This is a genomic window from Halomonas sp. HL-93 (assembly GCF_900086985.1).
Lineage (GTDB): Bacteria > Pseudomonadota > Gammaproteobacteria > Pseudomonadales > Halomonadaceae > Vreelandella.
The window spans coordinates 757,771-773,361 of sequence record NZ_LT593974.1; the positions used below are offsets into that span (position 1 = coordinate 757,771).

Sequence of the window (15,591 nt, forward strand, 5' to 3'; positions counted from 1 at the left end):
GACTTAATCAAGCGACGGTATAGACTCAAACATTACCAGCGGGTCTGCGTTGACAGGCGTTTGGCCTAGTTGAAAAAACTGCTGGCGGCTGCGCTCAACATACTCAATCATCTCGTAATAACGGCGAATATTGCGCACGTAAATCACCGGCTCGCCGCCGCGGGCATAGCCAAAACGTGTTTTGCTGTGCCATTCGCGCTGTTGTAGCAGGGGCAGGGCCTCGCGAACGTCTGCCCAGCGGTTGGGGTTGCCGTCGCGCATTTCGGCGATATCGCGGGCGTCATAAAGGTGGCCAAGGCCAACGTTATAGGCTGCCAGCGCCATGTAAAGACGGTCATCACCGGTGATGTCGTCAGGCAGCCGGTCTTTGAGGCTGCGCAGGTAGCGCGAGCCGCCATCAATGCTTTGCGCGGGGTCGCGGCGATCATCAATGTCCATTTCCTCTGCGGTAGGGTGGGTCAGCATCATCAAGCCGCGCACGCCGGTGGGGGAGACGGCGTCAGGGTCCCAATGGGACTCCTGGTAGCCAAGCGCCGCGAGAAGCTTCCAGTCGAAACCGGTGGTTTGGGCGGCTTGTTTGAAGTCGTCGGTGTAACGAGGCAGCCGAGCATCCAAGTGAGCAAGGAAGGTTCGGGTGCCGACATATTCCAGGTAATCATCGTGGCCAAAGTAGCGCTCCATCAGCTGGTCGAGCATGCCCGTCTGCTGCAGGTCTTCTATAAAGCGATTGGCCGCCTCAAGCAACCCAAGCCCGCGTCCGCTGGGCACCGCCCACGCCATTGATACCGGTTCGCCCAACGCGAAGCCGTGCTCAACATTAGGGAAAAACAGTCGGTTAATGCGGAACTGGTGGTCAAAAATCACCGCTGCATCCAGGCTGCCGTTTTCAACCTGAGCCAGTAGCTCGGCAACTTCGAGCTCCTGGGATTCACGCCAGCTTAATTCTGGGTAATCGCGCTGAAGCTCACGTAATGCTTTGCCTGTTCCGGCGCCGCTTAACGTACCCAGTGACAGTTCGACTAAGTCACTTGGCGCATTGATGCCGTTGATTCCGCGACGGTAAACCACGAGCGGCTGCATATTGATAATCGGGCGGGTGTAGTGAATGCCCGGCGTGTCAGGGAGCAGTGGTAGCGCGGCAGCCCCCAAATCTCCTCTTTCGCGCACCGTGGAAAGGATGCTTTCCGGATGATGCTGGGCTTCAATGTTAAGGCTGACACCCAAGCTATCGGCAAACCGACGCATGAGCTCATACTCAAACCCTGTTGGTCCGTTGCGCCCTTCATAATAAGTGAAGGGGGTATTGCGCGTATGGAGGGTAATAAAGTCACGCTGACGAACTTGCTCCAGGTGCTCGCCTTCCGGCACAAACGAAAAGGTAGGCATCATCACCAACAGCGCAATGGCCGTTAGCGCGAAGTAATGGCTGGAGCAAGCGATAAAATGTCGGCAAATCAACGTCAGCATGGCGTCTTGTCGGCACAGGGTAAGCTGCCACGATACCCAGCCGCTAGCAGGCTGTCACCTTGTTGATTTCGTGTGGCCGACGCTTTCCAGTATCATAGCCGCTAATTAGTGTCACAAAAGACGGCCGCATGGCGGCCTGTTGATTTGTCTGCTCGAATTCTTCCTGCTCTAGAGGCTTCTGGATATGCTCGAACTGCGAGGCGCGCCCGCCCTTTCTGCCTTCCGTCATGCTCGGTTATTAGCGGTGCTGCGTGAACGTGTTCCCGAGGTCGAGGCGCTATCCGCCGACTACGTTCATTTTATTGACCATCACGACGAATTGGATGAGGCTGCCCACGAGCGGTTGGCGCAGCTGTTGGATTACGGCCATGAGGAAGCGGTTGAGCCACCCAAGGGCGCACGGCGTTTTTTGGTGGTGCCGCGCATTGGCACCCAGTCTCCCTGGTCGTCTAAGGCCACCAATATTGCCCATAATTGTGGCTTGATGGGCATTTCGCGGATCGAGCGCGGTATTGATTATCGCATTGCATTTAGCTCATCACCCGACGAAGACGCATTTAACGCGGTGGTGGCCTGCCTTCATGACCGGATGACCGAAAGCGTGCTGACCGATGCCTCGGATGCCGCCAAGCTGTTCGCCCGTCACGACCCGGCGCCGTTAGGCAGCGTGGATATTCTCACTGGCGGCCGCGAGGCCTTGGCCACGGCTAACCGTGAGCTGGGGCTGGCGCTGGCGGATGACGAAATCGATTATCTGGTGGAAGCGTTTAATGAGCTGAACCGCAACCCAAGCGATGTTGAGCTGATGATGTTCGCCCAAGCGAACTCCGAGCACTGCCGCCATAAAATCTTCAATGCCGACTGGCTGATCGACGGCGAGCCGCAAAGCCATTCGCTGTTCAAGATGATCAAGAACACCTTCGCTACGTCGCCGGAAAATGTACTCTCCGCCTACAGCGACAATGCAGCCGTCATTAAAGGCAGTCAGGCGGGACGCTTTTTCGCCACCCCATTGACGGGTGCCGATAACCAGCGCGCCCTTTACGGCACGCATCAGGAACCTATCCACATCCTGATGAAGGTGGAAACCCATAACCACCCCACGGCCATAGCGCCCTTCCCAGGTGCGGCGACGGGGTCGGGCGGTGAAATTCGCGATGAAGGGGCGACCGGTATCGGCGGCAAACCCAAAGCGGGGCTGTCAGGTTTTACCGTATCCAATCTGCGCATTCCCGAATTTGTTCAGCCTTGGGAAGCTTTCGATTACGGTAAGCCCGAGCGCATGCAGTCGGCGCTTTCGATTATGCTCGATGGCCCTATCGGCGGCGCGGCCTTCAACAACGAATTTGGTCGCCCTAACCTGACCGGTTATTTCCGCACTTACGAGCAGGATGTGCTGAGTGACGACGGGATTGAACGGCGTGGTTTCCACAAGCCGATCATGATCGCCGGCGGTTATGGCAATATCCGTGCCCACCATGTGCAAAAAGGCGACATTCCGGTGGGTGGCAAGCTGATCGTCATGGGCGGCCCGGCGATGTTGATTGGTCTGGGCGGCGGCGCGGCCTCCAGCATGGCTTCGGGTGCGTCGAGCGCCGATTTGGATTTTGCCTCCGTACAGCGGGAAAACCCGGAAATTGAACGCCGTGCCCAAGAGGTCATCGACCGCTGCTGGGCGCTGGGTGACCATAACCCCCTTCGCTTTATTCACGATGTAGGCGCCGGTGGGCTTTCCAACGCGCTGCCCGAACTGGTTAAGGATGGCGGCCGCGGCGGCCTGTTTGATTTACGCGCGGTGCCTAATGCCGAGCCTGGCATGAGTCCGTTGGAAATCTGGTGCAACGAAGCGCAGGAACGCTATGTGCTGGCCGTGGCACCCGAGGATATCGCTACCTTTGATGCACTTTGTGCCCGTGAGCGCTGTCCCTACGCTGTGGTGGGCGAAGCCCTTGAACAGCACTATCTGGAAGTGCGCGACGGCCACTTTGAAACCAAGCCGGTGGATTTGCCGATGAGCGTGCTATTTGGCAAACCGCCCAAAATGCTGCGTGAATTTAACCGCCAAACGCCCGCCACCTCGAGTGTAATGCTCGATAACCTGGACCTGCGTGAAGCGATGGATCGCGTGCTGCGACTGCCGACGGTGGCTTCGAAAAGCTTCCTGATCACCATTGGCGACCGCTCTATTACCGGCCAAGTGGCGCGTGACCAAATGGTCGGCCCATGGCAGGTCCCAGTGGCCGATGTGGCGGTGACCACTGCGAGCTTTGATACACACACTGGCGAGGCGATGGCCATGGGCGAACGTCCCCCGGTGGCTCTGATTGACCCTGCCGCAAGCGCCCGGCTGGCCGTCGCTGAGGCGATCACTAACTTGGCAGCCGCACCGATTGCCAAACTGGGCGATATCAAACTCTCGGCTAACTGGATGAGCGCAGCCGACTACCCCGGCGAAAACCAGGCGCTGTTTGATGCGGTGCATGCGGTGGGCATGGAATTATGCCCGGCGCTGGGGATTGCTATTCCAGTGGGCAAAGATTCCATGTCAATGCGCACGGCTTGGCAAGCCGACAATCCGCAAGGCGAAAAAGAAGACAAAAGCATTACCTCGCCGCTCTCACTAGTGGTCACCGGTTTTGCTCCTGTGACCGATGCGCTGGCGACCCTAACGCCGCAAATTAATCTCGAACAGGACGAGTCCGATCTGATTTTGATCGACCTGGGCAACGGCCAGAACCGTCTAGGTGGCTCGGCATTGGCGCAGGTGTATGGCCAAGTGGGCGATGAATGTCCCGATGTAGATGACGCCGAAGACATCAAGGCGTTCTTTGAAGTCATTCAAGGCCTAAACCGTGACGGCAAGCTGTTGGCGTACCACGATCGCAGCGATGGTGGCCTGCTGGTGACGCTGTTGGAGATGGCCTTTGCTGCCCACGCGGGGCTTGAGATCAAGCTCGATTGGCTGATTGATGAGCCGGTGGAGGCGTTTAGCGCGCTGTTTTCCGAAGAACTGGGCGCGGTAATCCAGGTCAACCGTGAGCACACCGAAGAAGTGCTGACCCAGTTTGCCGTGGCCGGTATTGAAACCTGCGGCGTGATCGCGCGTCCGCGCTATGATGACCAAGTACGCGTGACGCTATTTGAAGAGCCGCTGCTCGAAACCACGCGTCAATTGACCCAGCGTACCTGGTCAGAAACCAGTTATCGCATGCAGGCGCTGCGCGATAACCCAGAATGTGCGAAAAACGAATTCGACAACCTGCTCGATATTCGCGATCCCGGACTTAGTGCATCGCCTACCTTTGATATCAATGACGATGTCAGCGCGCCGTTTATCAACACCGCAAAACCGGCCATGGCCGTGTTGCGTGAGCAGGGCGTCAATGGCCAAGTGGAAATGGCCTGGGCGTTCGATAAAGCCGGTTTTGACGCCGTAGATGTGCATATGAGTGACATTCTTGAAGGACGGGTGTCGCTTGATGATTTCAAAGGCTTGGTGGCCTGCGGCGGTTTCTCTTATGGCGACGTGTTAGGCGCAGGTGGCGGCTGGGCGAAGTCAGTGCTGTTCAACGAGCGTGCCCGCGAGCAGTTTGCCGGGTTCTTCAAACGTGATGACAGCTTCTCGCTAGGCGTTTGCAACGGCTGCCAAATGCTTTCGCAACTGAAGTCGTTAATACCCGGGGCAAAAGACTGGCCCGACTTTGTGCGCAACGAATCCGAGCAGTTTGAAGCACGTGTTTCTATGGTGCGGGTCGAAAAGAGCCCCTCCATTTTGCTGGCGGGCATGGAAGGCTCTCAGTTGCCGATCGCAGTTGCCCATGGCGAAGGCCAGGCGGCATTCCGCGACAGTGCCCACCTACGCCGGATGCAGTCGAGCAGTCAGGTGGCACTGCGTTACATCGACAATTACGGCCAGGCGACTACCCGCTACCCGTCGAATCCCAATGGGTCACCGTCGGGTATTACCGGGCTGACCACGCCCGACGGGCGCGTCACGATCATGATGCCGCACCCAGAGCGCGTGGCGCGCGCGGTTACCAATTCCTGGCGCCCCAGCGAATGGACCGAGGATGGCGCCTGGCTGCGCTTGTTCCGCAATGCGCGCACTTGGTTGGGTTAATTGTTGAGATCATCCAGTTGACGTCAGTCAAAACACTAGGTGAATGATGACACACCCTGAAAAGGCGGCCTGCGGGCCGCCTTTCGGCGCTGGCCCTGCAACACCCACACTGCGGCCTTATCAAACCCAGGCGGTTAGCCGCGTGGTGGCGCATTTTCGTGCCTCCCACGAGCCGGCGGTGGTGGTATTGCCGACCGGAAGCGGCAAGTCATTGGTGATCGCCGAACTCGCCCGGCTGGCGCGGGGCCGTGTGCTGGTGTTGGCCCACGTGCGTGAGTTGGTCGAGCAGAACCACGCCAAGTACCAGGCCTACGGTCTGAAGGCGGATATTTTTAGCGCCGGACTCAAGCGCAAGGACGCCCAGCGGCAGGTGGTGTTCGGCTCGGTGCAGTCGGTGGTGCGCAACCTGGATCGCTTTGCCGATGGCCGCTTCACCTTGCTGGTGGTTGATGAATGTCATCGTATTTCTCTGGATGAGGACGCCAGCTATCGCCAGGTAATCGACCACCTGCAGCAGCAAAATCCACAGCTTAAAATACTTGGCCTTACGGCAACGCCCTATCGCCTGGGCCAGGGGTTCATCTATCACCGCCATTATCACGGCATGGTGAAAGGTAGAGATGACTGTTTCTTTCGTGACTGCGTGTTTGAGCAGCCACTTAGATTAATGGTCAAGCAAGGCTATTTGGCCGAACCCAAACGGCGCGATATGGCGGTCGAAGGGTATGATTTTTCGCGTCTAGCGCCGTCAGCTAATGGTCTTTATAGCGAGGCGGCGCTGAACCAGGTGGTGGCGGGCAGTCGCGCCACGCCGGGCATTATCCGCCAGGTCGTCGAGCTGGCGGAGGGGCGCCAGGGCGTGATGATTTTTGCCGCCACCGTGGCCCATGCGGAAGAGATCATGGGCTATCTGCCGGTGGGGCAAGCGGCGCTGATTACTGGAGGCACTGTCTCTCAGGACCGCACGGCAATTATCGACGCCTTTAAAGCCCAAACGCTTAAATACCTGGTCAACGTGGCCGTGCTGACCACCGGGTTCGATGCTCCACACGTTGACTTGATTGCGATTTTGCGGCCTACCGAGTCGGTCAGTCTGTATCAGCAGATGGTGGGGCGGGGGCTGCGCCTGTCTCCCGGCAAGCAGGATTGCCTGGTGCTCGACTACGCGGGCAACCCTTGGGACCTGTATGCGCCGGAAGTCGGTGAACCTAAGCCGGATAGCGATAGCGAGCCGGTTCAGGTGGAATGCCCCGCTTGCGGCCATGCCAACCTGTTTTGGGGCAAGCGCGACGGTGAGCTGGTGATCGAGCACTTTGGCCGCCGCTGCCAGGGGTTGATCGAGGATGAGGCGGGCAAGCGTCGCCAGTGCGACTTTCGATTCCGCTTTAAAGTCTGCGGCGAATGCGGCGCGGAAAACGATATTGCCGCCCGCCGATGTCATGGCTGCGAGACGCTGCTGGTCGACGCTGATAACAAGCTTAAGGATGCCCTAAAGCTGAAAGATGCCAAGGTGCTAAGGGTCAGCGGTATGGCGCTGGAAGCCACCACCAACGGGCGGGGCTTACCACGCCTCAAAGTCACCTACTATGATGAGGACGGCGCGAGCTTGGCGGAATGGTTTGCGCTTGAGACGCCGGCCCAGCGTCGCGCGTTCTACATCGCCTTTATGCGCGACCACTTGCGCGCGCCTGGAACGCCTTGGCAGCCCGTCACGCCCCAAGAGGTGGTCAGCGAGCAGCGGCGCCTGCGCCATCCCGATTTTGTGGTCGGCCGTAAAGTGGGTCGTCACTGGCAGCTTCGCGATAAGCTGTTTGATTATCATGGACGCTACCGCAAAGCCGCGGAAGCGGGGTAAAGTGGCCCCAGGTCACGTCGCTCAGTGACTTTGTTACACTGCGCTTTGTATGAACTAGGTGACAACGATGCTATTTAACCCGCGTGATTAACCAAGGAAACCGACCCGCGTGAGCGAGACGCCAAGCGCTAATGCTCCCCTCTTAAGCACGGACACCTCGGACACAGCGCCGGTGGCCGAAGCACTGGGGCGGCTATTTAACGAACCGATCACTCAGATGCCGGAGGATTTATACATCCCCCCGGAAGCGCTGCGCGTTTTTTTGGAGGCGTTTGAAGGACCGCTGGATCTCCTGCTTTACCTGATTCGTCGCCAGAACCTGGATATTCTGACCATCAATGTAGCCACCATTACCCATCAGTACATTGAATATGTGGAACTGATGAAGGCCATGGAAATTGAGTTAGCGGGTGAGTACCTGCTAATGGCCGCTATGTTGGCCGAGATTAAATCGCGCACGCTACTCCCCCGCCCGCCTAAAGCGGAAGGCGAGGAGGAAGAGGATCCGCGAGCAGAGTTAATCCGACGCCTGCAAGAATATGAGCGCCTCAAGGAAGCCGCGGAATCGCTGGATACCCTGCCGCGGGTGGGCCGCGACTGGTTCAGCGTGCAGGCGGGTTTGCCACCGCTGGAAGCGCGGGTCATTCATCCGCCGGTCGAGCTGGACGAGTTGCTGGGCGCGCTGGCCGATATTCTCAAGCGCGCCGAGCTTACCCAGGCCCACCATATAAGCCGGGAGGTATTGTCCACCCGTGAACGGATGCTCGCGATCATGGAACAGCTCAGCGGAGAGGGCGCCGCGCCGCATTATATCCCCTTCGCTGCATTGTTTACCTTGGAAGAGGGTAGGGCTGGCGTGGTGGTGACGTTTATGGCGATTTTAGAACTGGCCAAAGAGGCGATGATCGATATCGTGCAAAACGCGCCGCTCTCACCGATCCATGTGCGCGCAAGGCCTGCGGCCATAAACGACCACGATGATCCTGAAGGCGCGTTTGAGATGGATGACATTGGCGAGAATAGTCTGGAAGAAAGCGCGTTTGAAGCGCGCACCGACGAGCAAGCGTCGCGCCGGGCAGATGAGCCCGCCGATAGGGAAACGCCATGAGAGAAGTCAACTCGGCACTGGACGAGATACTCGAAGCCGCGTTATTGGCGGCGGGTGAACCGCTGCCCCTGGAGCGCCTGGAAACGCTGTTTCTGGATGGTGAGTGCCCATCAAAAAACGAGCTGCGCGAGGTGCTGGCACGTCTGGACGAACGCCACAGGCAAGGTGCCCTTGAGCTCGTTGAAACCGCTTCAGGTTATCAACTGCGTATTCGTCCGCGGCTATCCCGGTGGGTATCCCGTCTATGGGACGAGCGACCGCAGCGCTACTCCCGGGCGCTGCTCGAAACCCTGGCACTGATTGCCTATCGGCAGCCGGTCACCCGCAGCGATATTGAAGATGTGCGTGGGGTTAGCGTTAGCAGTTCGATCATGCGCACGCTGATGGAGCGTGGTTGGGTAAGAGTAGTCGGGCATCGCGATGTGCCGGGAAGGCCTGCGGTGTATGCCACCTCGCGAAGCTTTCTGGATGATTTTGGGTTAAAAACGCTCGATGAGCTGCCGCCGATGCACGAGCTGGTTAGCGGGGAAGCCGACTGGCAAGATACGCTTGGCGAAAACGACGAGCAACCCCTGCTGCAGGCCCCTCCGACGCCTGAAGCGCAAGAAGGACTGGACGACACGCCTGAAACCGTGCAGGATGCGCCACCCGAAACGGCCGATAGCGCCGATACGCACGCCGAGACGGCGTTAACCCAGCCGCTGAGCTTTGCCGATTTAGAGGCACGCTTGACGGCACGTGCGCAGCGCTCCAGTGATCAAGGTGCGCGCACGCAGACCCATGATGAGAGGTCAGACGACCATGAGTCAGAGTAATACTCCCCCTACCAGCGAAAAGCTGCAAAAAGTACTTGCCCGTGCCGGATTCGGCTCGCGGCGTGAGATGGAAACCGTCATTGCGGATGGCCGCGTCAAAGTTAACAATCAGGTCGCCAAGCTGGGCGATCGCGTTGAAGCACGCGACAAAGTCAGCGTTGACGACCGGCTGGTAACACTGCGAGCAGAAGACGAAACACCCCGCCGGGTGATCATGTACAACAAGCCGGAAGGCGAGTTGTGCACCCGCAAGGATCCCGAAGGCCGTCGTACCGTGTTTGATCGGTTGCCGCGCTTGAAAGGCGAGCGTTGGATTGCCATCGGCCGTCTGGATATCAATACCAGCGGGCTTTTGCTCTTCACCACTGACGGCGAACTGGCTAACCGCTTAATGCACCCCTCGACGCAAGTCGAGCGTGAATACGCGGTGCGGGTGATGGGCGAGGTTAAGCGCGAGCATATCGTGGCCATGGTCGACGGCGTAATGCTGGAAGATGGGCCCGCCCGGTTTACCGATGTGCAAGAGTTTGGTGGCGAAGGGATTAATACCTGGTTCCACGTGGTCATTTTGGAAGGTCGTAACCGCGAAGTCCGTCGCCTTTGGGAATCACAGGAACTGACAGTAAGTCGTTTGAAACGGGTCCGATACGGCAATATCTTCCTTGATAAGCGCGCTAAAGCGGGCGAATGGGTTGAGCTTTCTCAGGATGAGGTGGATGATCTTGCCGCGCTTGCTCAACTTGAAACTCGCAAAGTGCCTGAGCTTACGCCAGACGAGAAAAACCGCTGGAGCCGCGATAAAAACAAGCGTCGTCCGGTGCAAGCGATGCGCAAGCCCAAACGGCGTTAAGGGCTGTTTAATACAGGTGTGAGTCGGCCAGCGGTTGAGGCAAAAGTTCAAAAAAGACTTGCGGATAGCGTAGCTCGTCCGTAAGATATGCATCCGTTCGGGCGGGTCGTTAGCTCAGTTGGTAGAGCAGTTGACTTTTAATCAATTGGTCGCAGGTTCGAATCCTGCACGACCCACCAGCCGAACTGTATTATCATTTGCCACCGCCGCGTGAGCGCCGGGTCGTTAGCTCAGTTGGTAGAGCAGTTGACTTTTAATCAATTGGTCGCAGGTTCGAATCCTGCACGACCCACCAAATTCAACACCCCTGGCAGTTCGCTGCCAGGGGTGTTTTGCTATGAGCGATTTGTCGGGGCTTAATAATTGGGCTTGCCGTCGGCAACCATTTCCCGCCAAAATGGTCTTATTAACGATGAATACCGGTAAGGCCCATCGCGAAAGACGCAGCGGTTCTTGCCATCGAGAGCGGCGCGTGCGGAGCGCATACGCCGTGACTGGTGTTTAACAGGGGGATACCCTGTTCGTCACAGTGGTAGACACGATGACTATTATGACTTCCCAAGCCGAGCTTGATGCTCCGCTCCCCAGCCCGTACTGCCCGACCCGCATTCCCGCCGAAGATCAGGCGCGCGTAGCGGAAATCAAACAGCTACTGAAACAGCACAACGCTGTACTGGTGGCGCACTATTACACCGATGATGCCATTCAACAGCTCGCGGAAGAGACCGGCGGTTGTGTGGCTGATTCGCTGGAAATGGCCCGTTTCGGTGCGCGCCATGACGCCACTACGCTGGTAGTGGCCGGGGTGCGCTTTATGGGGGAAACGGCGAAAATCCTGTCGCCGGATAAACGCGTCCTGATGCCGACGTTAGAGGCTACCTGCTCGCTGGATATCGGCTGCCCCGCCGATGAGTTCAGCGCCTTTTGCGATGCTCACCCTGATCGCACCGTGGTGGTCTATGCCAATACCTCGGCGGCCGTTAAAGCACGTGCCGATTGGGTAGTGACGTCGTCTATTGCCGTCGACGTCATCGAGCATCTCCAGGCAAAAGGCGAAAAAATTCTTTGGGCGCCTGATAAACACCTGGGCAGCTACATTCAGAATAAAACCGGTGCCGATATGCTGATGTGGGATGGCGCCTGCATCGTCCACGAGGAATTCAAAGCGAAAGGCGTCGAAGATCTAAAGCGACTTTATCCGGATGCCGCTGTACTGGTTCATCCTGAATCACCCGCGCCGGTGGTCCAGTTGGCTGATGTGACGGGGTCAACATCCCAATTAATCAACGCCGCCAAAAGCCTGCCTAACGAACAATTGATTGTGGCAACCGATCGCGGGATCTTCTTCAAAATGCAGCAAGCGGTGCCCAACAAAACGCTGTTTGAGGCGCCGACGGCGGGTAATGGCGCTACTTGCCGCAGCTGCGCGCATTGCCCGTGGATGGCAATGAATGCCCTTGATAATCTCGCGGGTGCATTGCGTGAAGGCAGCGGTGAAGTTTTCGTGGATAATGCACTGCGTCAGCAGGCACTCAAGCCGCTGGAGCGAATGCTGAATTTCAACGCCTAGCTATCTGACCTCGCACGGCTGGCTTTAAAGCCCCGCCGTGCGCACATTGTTTTGTAGCGCCTAAAACTGTTCCAAGGCCTCGCGATAGTCCATGAAATCTTTGCGCCGCTGTTCGATGCGTGCCAGCGCCTGTTGGTCGTTTTCACGCTCGGCGGCGTCTTCGGCAATATCCAACTGGCGAATGCCGCGATCCATGCGGCCGGTCAACTGAAGATATTCTGCGCGTGCCAAATGGCCCCAGCCGTTGCGTCCGCTGCGGCCAGCGGCTTCTGATAGCAGATTAAAGCCTTGCGGATTTTCAGGATGTTGTGAGGTGACGTCGCGTAGGACATCGTAGGCCGCGTCAGGATCCCGCTGAAGCTGCGCCTCGGCCAGCACCAGTTGGGCCGGTAAGTAGTTGGGCATTAAGCGCAGCAACTGCTGGCTGCGTTGGATCGCTTCATCGTAACGCTGTGCCTGAAGTGCAACGTCCGCCGCCGAGCCAGGCAGCATGGCAAGGTCTGGCTGTTCATCGCTTAGTTGATCAAGCGCTTGTAGCGCGTTATCGACTCGCCCGCCCTTGGCATCCACTAAGGCGGCTACATAGCGTTGTGCAGTCTCATCGGCATCTTCCTGAGCCAGGCGAGAGCTGGCCTGCTGGGGAGACTGTTGATGGATCTGCAGCAACGCACGGCCGCGAATCATGTCGTAGAGCGTGTCGCTTGAGTAGGCTGAGGCAATATTCATCTGGGCGGCGCGAGATTGGGCGTCACTTAGCCGAGACTCCGACACCGGGTGGGTCAATAAAAACTCCGGGGGCGTACCGCCTTGGAGACTGGCCATGCGCTGCAGGGTGCGGAACATGCCCACCATGGCCTCAGGGTCGTAGCCGGCATCGGCCATGGCCTGAAGGCCCACGCGGTCTGCTTCCTGCTCATAGCGGCGCGAGTAGGTAAGCTGGTCTTGAATGAGAGCTGCTTGAGAGCCCATAACGGTGGCAATGCCTGCATTACCGCCGCCCCCCGCCGCGATCAGTAGTCCGGCCAGCATGCCGGCCATAGCGGGAAGCTGTGTCTGTTCAGCACGCTCACTACCGCGCGCATAGTGGCGTTGGGAAAGATGCCCCAGTTCGTGGGCGATGACCGATACAAACGCTCCCTCGTCTTCTGCAAAGGCGAATAGCCCGGCGTTGATGCCGATGACACCACCGGGGACAGCAAATGCATTGAGCGTTCGGTGGTCGACCATGACGGTGGTGACGTCCAGGTCGCCCAACTGGCTATGCGGGGCTAACCGATTAATCAGGCTGTTTAAATAATCGTTGGCAATCGGGTCCTGCCATTGGGGGGCCTGAGCGCGGAATTGGCGTAGCCAAGCGCGGCCGAGCCGGTACTCTTCGCTGCTAGCCGACGAAGAAGAACTGCCTAGACTGGGTAACGACTGTTCGTTACTTACGGCAGGCAGGGGTATTAACAACGTGCTACAGGCGAGCGCTAAGGCGCGCGTCCAGCCTGCAGAGACGATACAAAATCGCGGCATGGCATCCTCATCGGTGATGGAAAGCGCTGAGTCATTACCTATGACATTGATTCACGATGTGAAGTGCCGTTAAATCAAGTGCGCAGAGAATACTGCACAGTCTATGCAACAATGGCTGATACGTGCAGGGTCTTTTTTAAGGGGATAAGAATGATGGAACAAACAACGCGCTTACAGCCCGATACCGTGCTTGACGCCTGCGGGCTTCACTGCCCGTTGCCGTTGCTAAAGGCCAAGCAGGCATTGGCGGGGCTTGCCCCTGGCCAGTTACTGGAAGTGCGTGCCACTGATGCGGGCTCATGGCGCGATATTGAAGCCTTTGCCCAACAGAGCTCGCATTGCTTGGAAGCCCGCGAACAGCACGGAGATATTTACTACTATTGGCTTCGTAAGGCTGAAGGTGAACACTCATGACTATGCGTGCGATCCTGAAAAGTTGGGTGGATCGTTATTTTTCGGATGAAGAAGCCCTTATTCTACTCGTAGTGCTCATCGCTGGGTTTGCCGCGGTCATCTGGTTTGGCCGTATGCTGGCGCCTTTTTTTACCGCGTTGGTCATCGCGTTTTTGCTCCAGGGGATGGTGGGGGCCTTGACCCGCCGTGGCATTCCTCATTTACTATCGGTGATAGTGGTTTTTCTTGCGTTTGTCAGCGTGTTGCTGGCCTTGGCGTTTATTTTGCTGCCGCTAATATGGAATCAGTTGATTGGCCTTGTGCAGGAAACACCGCGGATGTTTGCAAGCGGGCAGAGCTGGCTGGATGAGCTGCAGTCGCGCTATCCCAACCTGATTACCCCGGACCAAATGCAAAACTGGATTGGCGTCGCCAGCCGCGAAATAAGTCAGTTGGGCCAGCGTGCGTTGACGTTGTCGCTGGCATCGTTGGGCAATATTTTATCGCTGATTATCTATCTGGTGCTGGTACCTATTTTGGTCTTTTTCATGCTTAAGGACCGGGAGGCGCTAGTCGGTTTTACACTGTCGTTACTGCCACAGAAGCGCACCTTGATGGCGCGTATCTGGCGTGAAATGGACGATCAGATAGCCAACTATATTCGTGGCAAGTTTATCGAGATTATTATTGTCGCCATCGTCACCTTTATTACATTCTCGTTCTTTGAATTGCCATACACCGCACTGCTAGCTGTATTGGTTGGCTTTTCTGTACTGGTCCCCTACATCGGTGCGGCAGTCGCGACACTTCCCGTCGCGGCGGTAGCCGGGTTTCACTTTGGGCTAAGCGAGTCGTTTGCTTACGTGCTGGTTGCTTACGGGGTTATTCAGGCATTGGATGGCAACGTGCTCGCCCCGGTACTATTCTCGGAAACCAACAATATTCACCCGGTGTCGGTGATTGTGGCAGTGTTATTCTTCGGCGGGATATGGGGGTTCTGGGGCGTGTTTTTTGCCATTCCGCTCGCCACGCTGCTGAAGGCGTTGGTGCATGCGTGGCCGCGGGGGATGAAAGGGCGCGATGAGCGTCACCATGTTCTCGTCAACGAAGAGTCGCTGTAAGGGAAGACAGCTCGCTAGCTTGGTGTCTACCCATCCGCCTGGCGGATGGGTAGGGTGGTTTAACGCGCGTTAAGTGCCTGAGCCGTCGCGAGCACTTCATCGACGTGACCGGGCACTTTGACGCCACGCCAGGCTTGAGCGAGCTTGCCTTCGCTATCAATTAAAAAAGTGCTTCGCTCAATGCCCCAATGCTCCTTGCCGTAGAGCTTTTTGAGTTTGATAACGTCGAATAATCGGCAAACGGTTTCGTCTTTATCCGACACCAGCGTAAAGTTAAAATCCTGCTTGGCTTTGAAGTTCTCCTGGGCGCGTAAGCCGTCCCGCGAAACGCCGATAATTACCGTGTTAGCCTCATCAAAGTCGGCTTTGCGGTCGCGGAAATCGCCGCCTTCGGTGGTACAACCCGGTGTGCTGGCTTTGGGATAGAAATAAATAACGACCTGCTTGCCGCGAAGCTCGGATAACGTCAGGGTGGTATCACCCGTTGCCGGTGCCGAAAAATCGGGGACCGGTTGGCCTACGTCAATAGACATATAAAGCTCCTAATGTGTAGTGGCTTTCAAGGGCGATTACACGCAAGCTTGTGGTGCATGTCAAAGGAGAAAACATCTTTGGGTCAAAACTTGCCGCGCTTTCCGCTGTACAGGGTCGAGCCGCCTGAGTACCATTTGCCCTTTGTGGATTCCTGTTGAGATGATGGCAGGCTGCGTCATGCATTAACTCGGCTCCTTATCTCGTGAGTCATAGACGCTTGATTTAACCCTTTAGCAGGTG

11 protein-coding genes and 2 tRNA genes are annotated in these 15,591 nt (G+C 57.3%); 10 read left to right on the forward strand and 3 right to left on the reverse strand.

The annotated features are described in order from the left end of the window. Window positions 1–3 precede the first annotated feature (3 nt). A complete protein-coding gene (mltF, locus tag GA0071314_RS03400; protein WP_074395324.1) occupies window positions 4–1,467 on the reverse strand; it encodes a membrane-bound lytic murein transglycosylase MltF in 1,464 nt (487 codons plus the stop codon). Between the two features lie 184 nt (window positions 1,468–1,651). On the opposite strand from mltF, the gene purL reads away from it, so the two are divergent. From purL to nadA, 8 genes are all read left to right on the forward strand, one after another. Then, window positions 1,652–5,587 carry a phosphoribosylformylglycinamidine synthase gene (gene purL / locus GA0071314_RS03405; protein WP_074395325.1) on the forward strand — a complete coding sequence of 1,312 codons (3,936 nt, stop codon included), beginning with the start codon at window positions 1,652–1,654 and terminating at the stop codon, window positions 5,585–5,587. A gap of 46 nt (window positions 5,588–5,633) precedes the next feature. Continuing rightward, the gene (locus GA0071314_RS03410) at window positions 5,634–7,442 is read left to right on the forward strand and encodes a DEAD/DEAH box helicase (RefSeq protein ID WP_096300400.1); all 1,809 of its coding nucleotides are present in this window, start codon (window positions 5,634–5,636) and stop codon (window positions 7,440–7,442) included. Window positions 7,443–7,551: 109 nt separating this feature from the next. Beyond that, window positions 7,552–8,550 carry a segregation and condensation protein A gene (locus GA0071314_RS03415; protein ID WP_074395327.1) on the forward strand — a complete coding sequence of 333 codons (999 nt, stop codon included), beginning with the start codon at window positions 7,552–7,554 and terminating at the stop codon, window positions 8,548–8,550. Beyond that, window positions 8,547–9,365, forward strand: a complete 819-nt coding sequence (scpB, locus tag GA0071314_RS03420) for an SMC-Scp complex subunit ScpB (protein ID WP_074395328.1) — start codon at window positions 8,547–8,549, stop codon at window positions 9,363–9,365. Before GA0071314_RS03415 ends, scpB begins: the two co-directional genes overlap by 4 nt. Next, window positions 9,352–10,215, forward strand: coding sequence for a 23S rRNA pseudouridine(2605) synthase RluB (rluB, locus tag GA0071314_RS03425; protein WP_074395329.1), 864 nt, complete (start codon window positions 9,352–9,354; stop codon window positions 10,213–10,215). Before scpB ends, rluB begins: the two co-directional genes overlap by 14 nt. Before the next feature lie 103 nt (window positions 10,216–10,318). Beyond that, window positions 10,319–10,394, forward strand: a tRNA-Lys gene (locus GA0071314_RS03430). 40 nt (window positions 10,395–10,434) lie between these two features. Beyond that, window positions 10,435–10,510: transfer RNA gene (locus tag GA0071314_RS03435), tRNA-Lys, on the forward strand. Between the two features lie 246 nt (window positions 10,511–10,756). After that, on the forward strand, window positions 10,757–11,785 hold the full coding sequence (nadA, locus tag GA0071314_RS03440) for a quinolinate synthase NadA (RefSeq protein WP_074395330.1): 1,029 nt from the start codon (window positions 10,757–10,759) through the stop codon (window positions 11,783–11,785). 60 nt (window positions 11,786–11,845) lie between these two features. On the opposite strand, the gene GA0071314_RS03445 is transcribed toward nadA, so the two are convergent. Beyond that, a complete protein-coding gene (locus GA0071314_RS03445) occupies window positions 11,846–13,303 on the reverse strand; it encodes a M48 family metalloprotease (RefSeq protein ID WP_074395331.1) in 1,458 nt (485 codons plus the stop codon). 150 nt (window positions 13,304–13,453) lie between these two features. On the opposite strand from GA0071314_RS03445, the gene GA0071314_RS03450 reads away from it, so the two are divergent. Together GA0071314_RS03450 and GA0071314_RS03455 are read left to right on the forward strand one after the other, a co-directional pair. Further along, window positions 13,454–13,717, forward strand: coding sequence for a sulfurtransferase TusA family protein (locus tag GA0071314_RS03450; RefSeq protein ID WP_074395332.1), 264 nt, complete (start codon window positions 13,454–13,456; stop codon window positions 13,715–13,717). Further along, window positions 13,714–14,817: an AI-2E family transporter gene (locus GA0071314_RS03455; protein ID WP_074395333.1), complete on the forward strand. Its 1,104-nt coding sequence runs from the start codon at window positions 13,714–13,716 to the stop codon at window positions 14,815–14,817. Before GA0071314_RS03450 ends, GA0071314_RS03455 begins: the two co-directional genes overlap by 4 nt. Before the next feature lie 59 nt (window positions 14,818–14,876). On the opposite strand, the gene GA0071314_RS03460 is transcribed toward GA0071314_RS03455, so the two are convergent. Next, window positions 14,877–15,350 carry a peroxiredoxin gene (locus tag GA0071314_RS03460; RefSeq protein ID WP_074395334.1) on the reverse strand — a complete coding sequence of 158 codons (474 nt, stop codon included), beginning with the start codon at window positions 15,348–15,350 and terminating at the stop codon, window positions 14,877–14,879. Window positions 15,351–15,591: the final 241 nt, after the last annotated feature.

Excerpts from the sequence above, each read along its gene's own strand:
- mltF (WP_074395324.1), bottom strand. The coding sequence starts at position 1,467 with ATGCTGACGTTGATTTGCCGACATTTTATCGCTTGCTCCAGCCATTAC.
- purL (WP_074395325.1), top strand. The coding sequence starts at position 1,652 with ATGCTCGAACTGCGAGGCGCGCCCGCCCTTTCTGCCTTCCGTCATGCT.
- GA0071314_RS03410 (WP_096300400.1), top strand. The coding sequence starts at position 5,634 with ATGACACACCCTGAAAAGGCGGCCTGCGGGCCGCCTTTCGGCGCTGGC.
- scpB (WP_074395328.1), top strand. The coding sequence starts at position 8,547 with ATGAGAGAAGTCAACTCGGCACTGGACGAGATACTCGAAGCCGCGTTA.
- rluB (WP_074395329.1), top strand. The coding sequence starts at position 9,352 with ATGAGTCAGAGTAATACTCCCCCTACCAGCGAAAAGCTGCAAAAAGTA.
- nadA (WP_074395330.1), top strand. The coding sequence starts at position 10,757 with ATGACTATTATGACTTCCCAAGCCGAGCTTGATGCTCCGCTCCCCAGC.
- GA0071314_RS03445 (WP_074395331.1), bottom strand. The coding sequence starts at position 13,303 with ATGCCGCGATTTTGTATCGTCTCTGCAGGCTGGACGCGCGCCTTAGCG.
- GA0071314_RS03450 (WP_074395332.1), top strand. The coding sequence starts at position 13,454 with ATGATGGAACAAACAACGCGCTTACAGCCCGATACCGTGCTTGACGCC.
- GA0071314_RS03455 (WP_074395333.1), top strand. The coding sequence starts at position 13,714 with ATGACTATGCGTGCGATCCTGAAAAGTTGGGTGGATCGTTATTTTTCG.
- GA0071314_RS03460 (WP_074395334.1), bottom strand. The coding sequence starts at position 15,350 with ATGTCTATTGACGTAGGCCAACCGGTCCCCGATTTTTCGGCACCGGCA.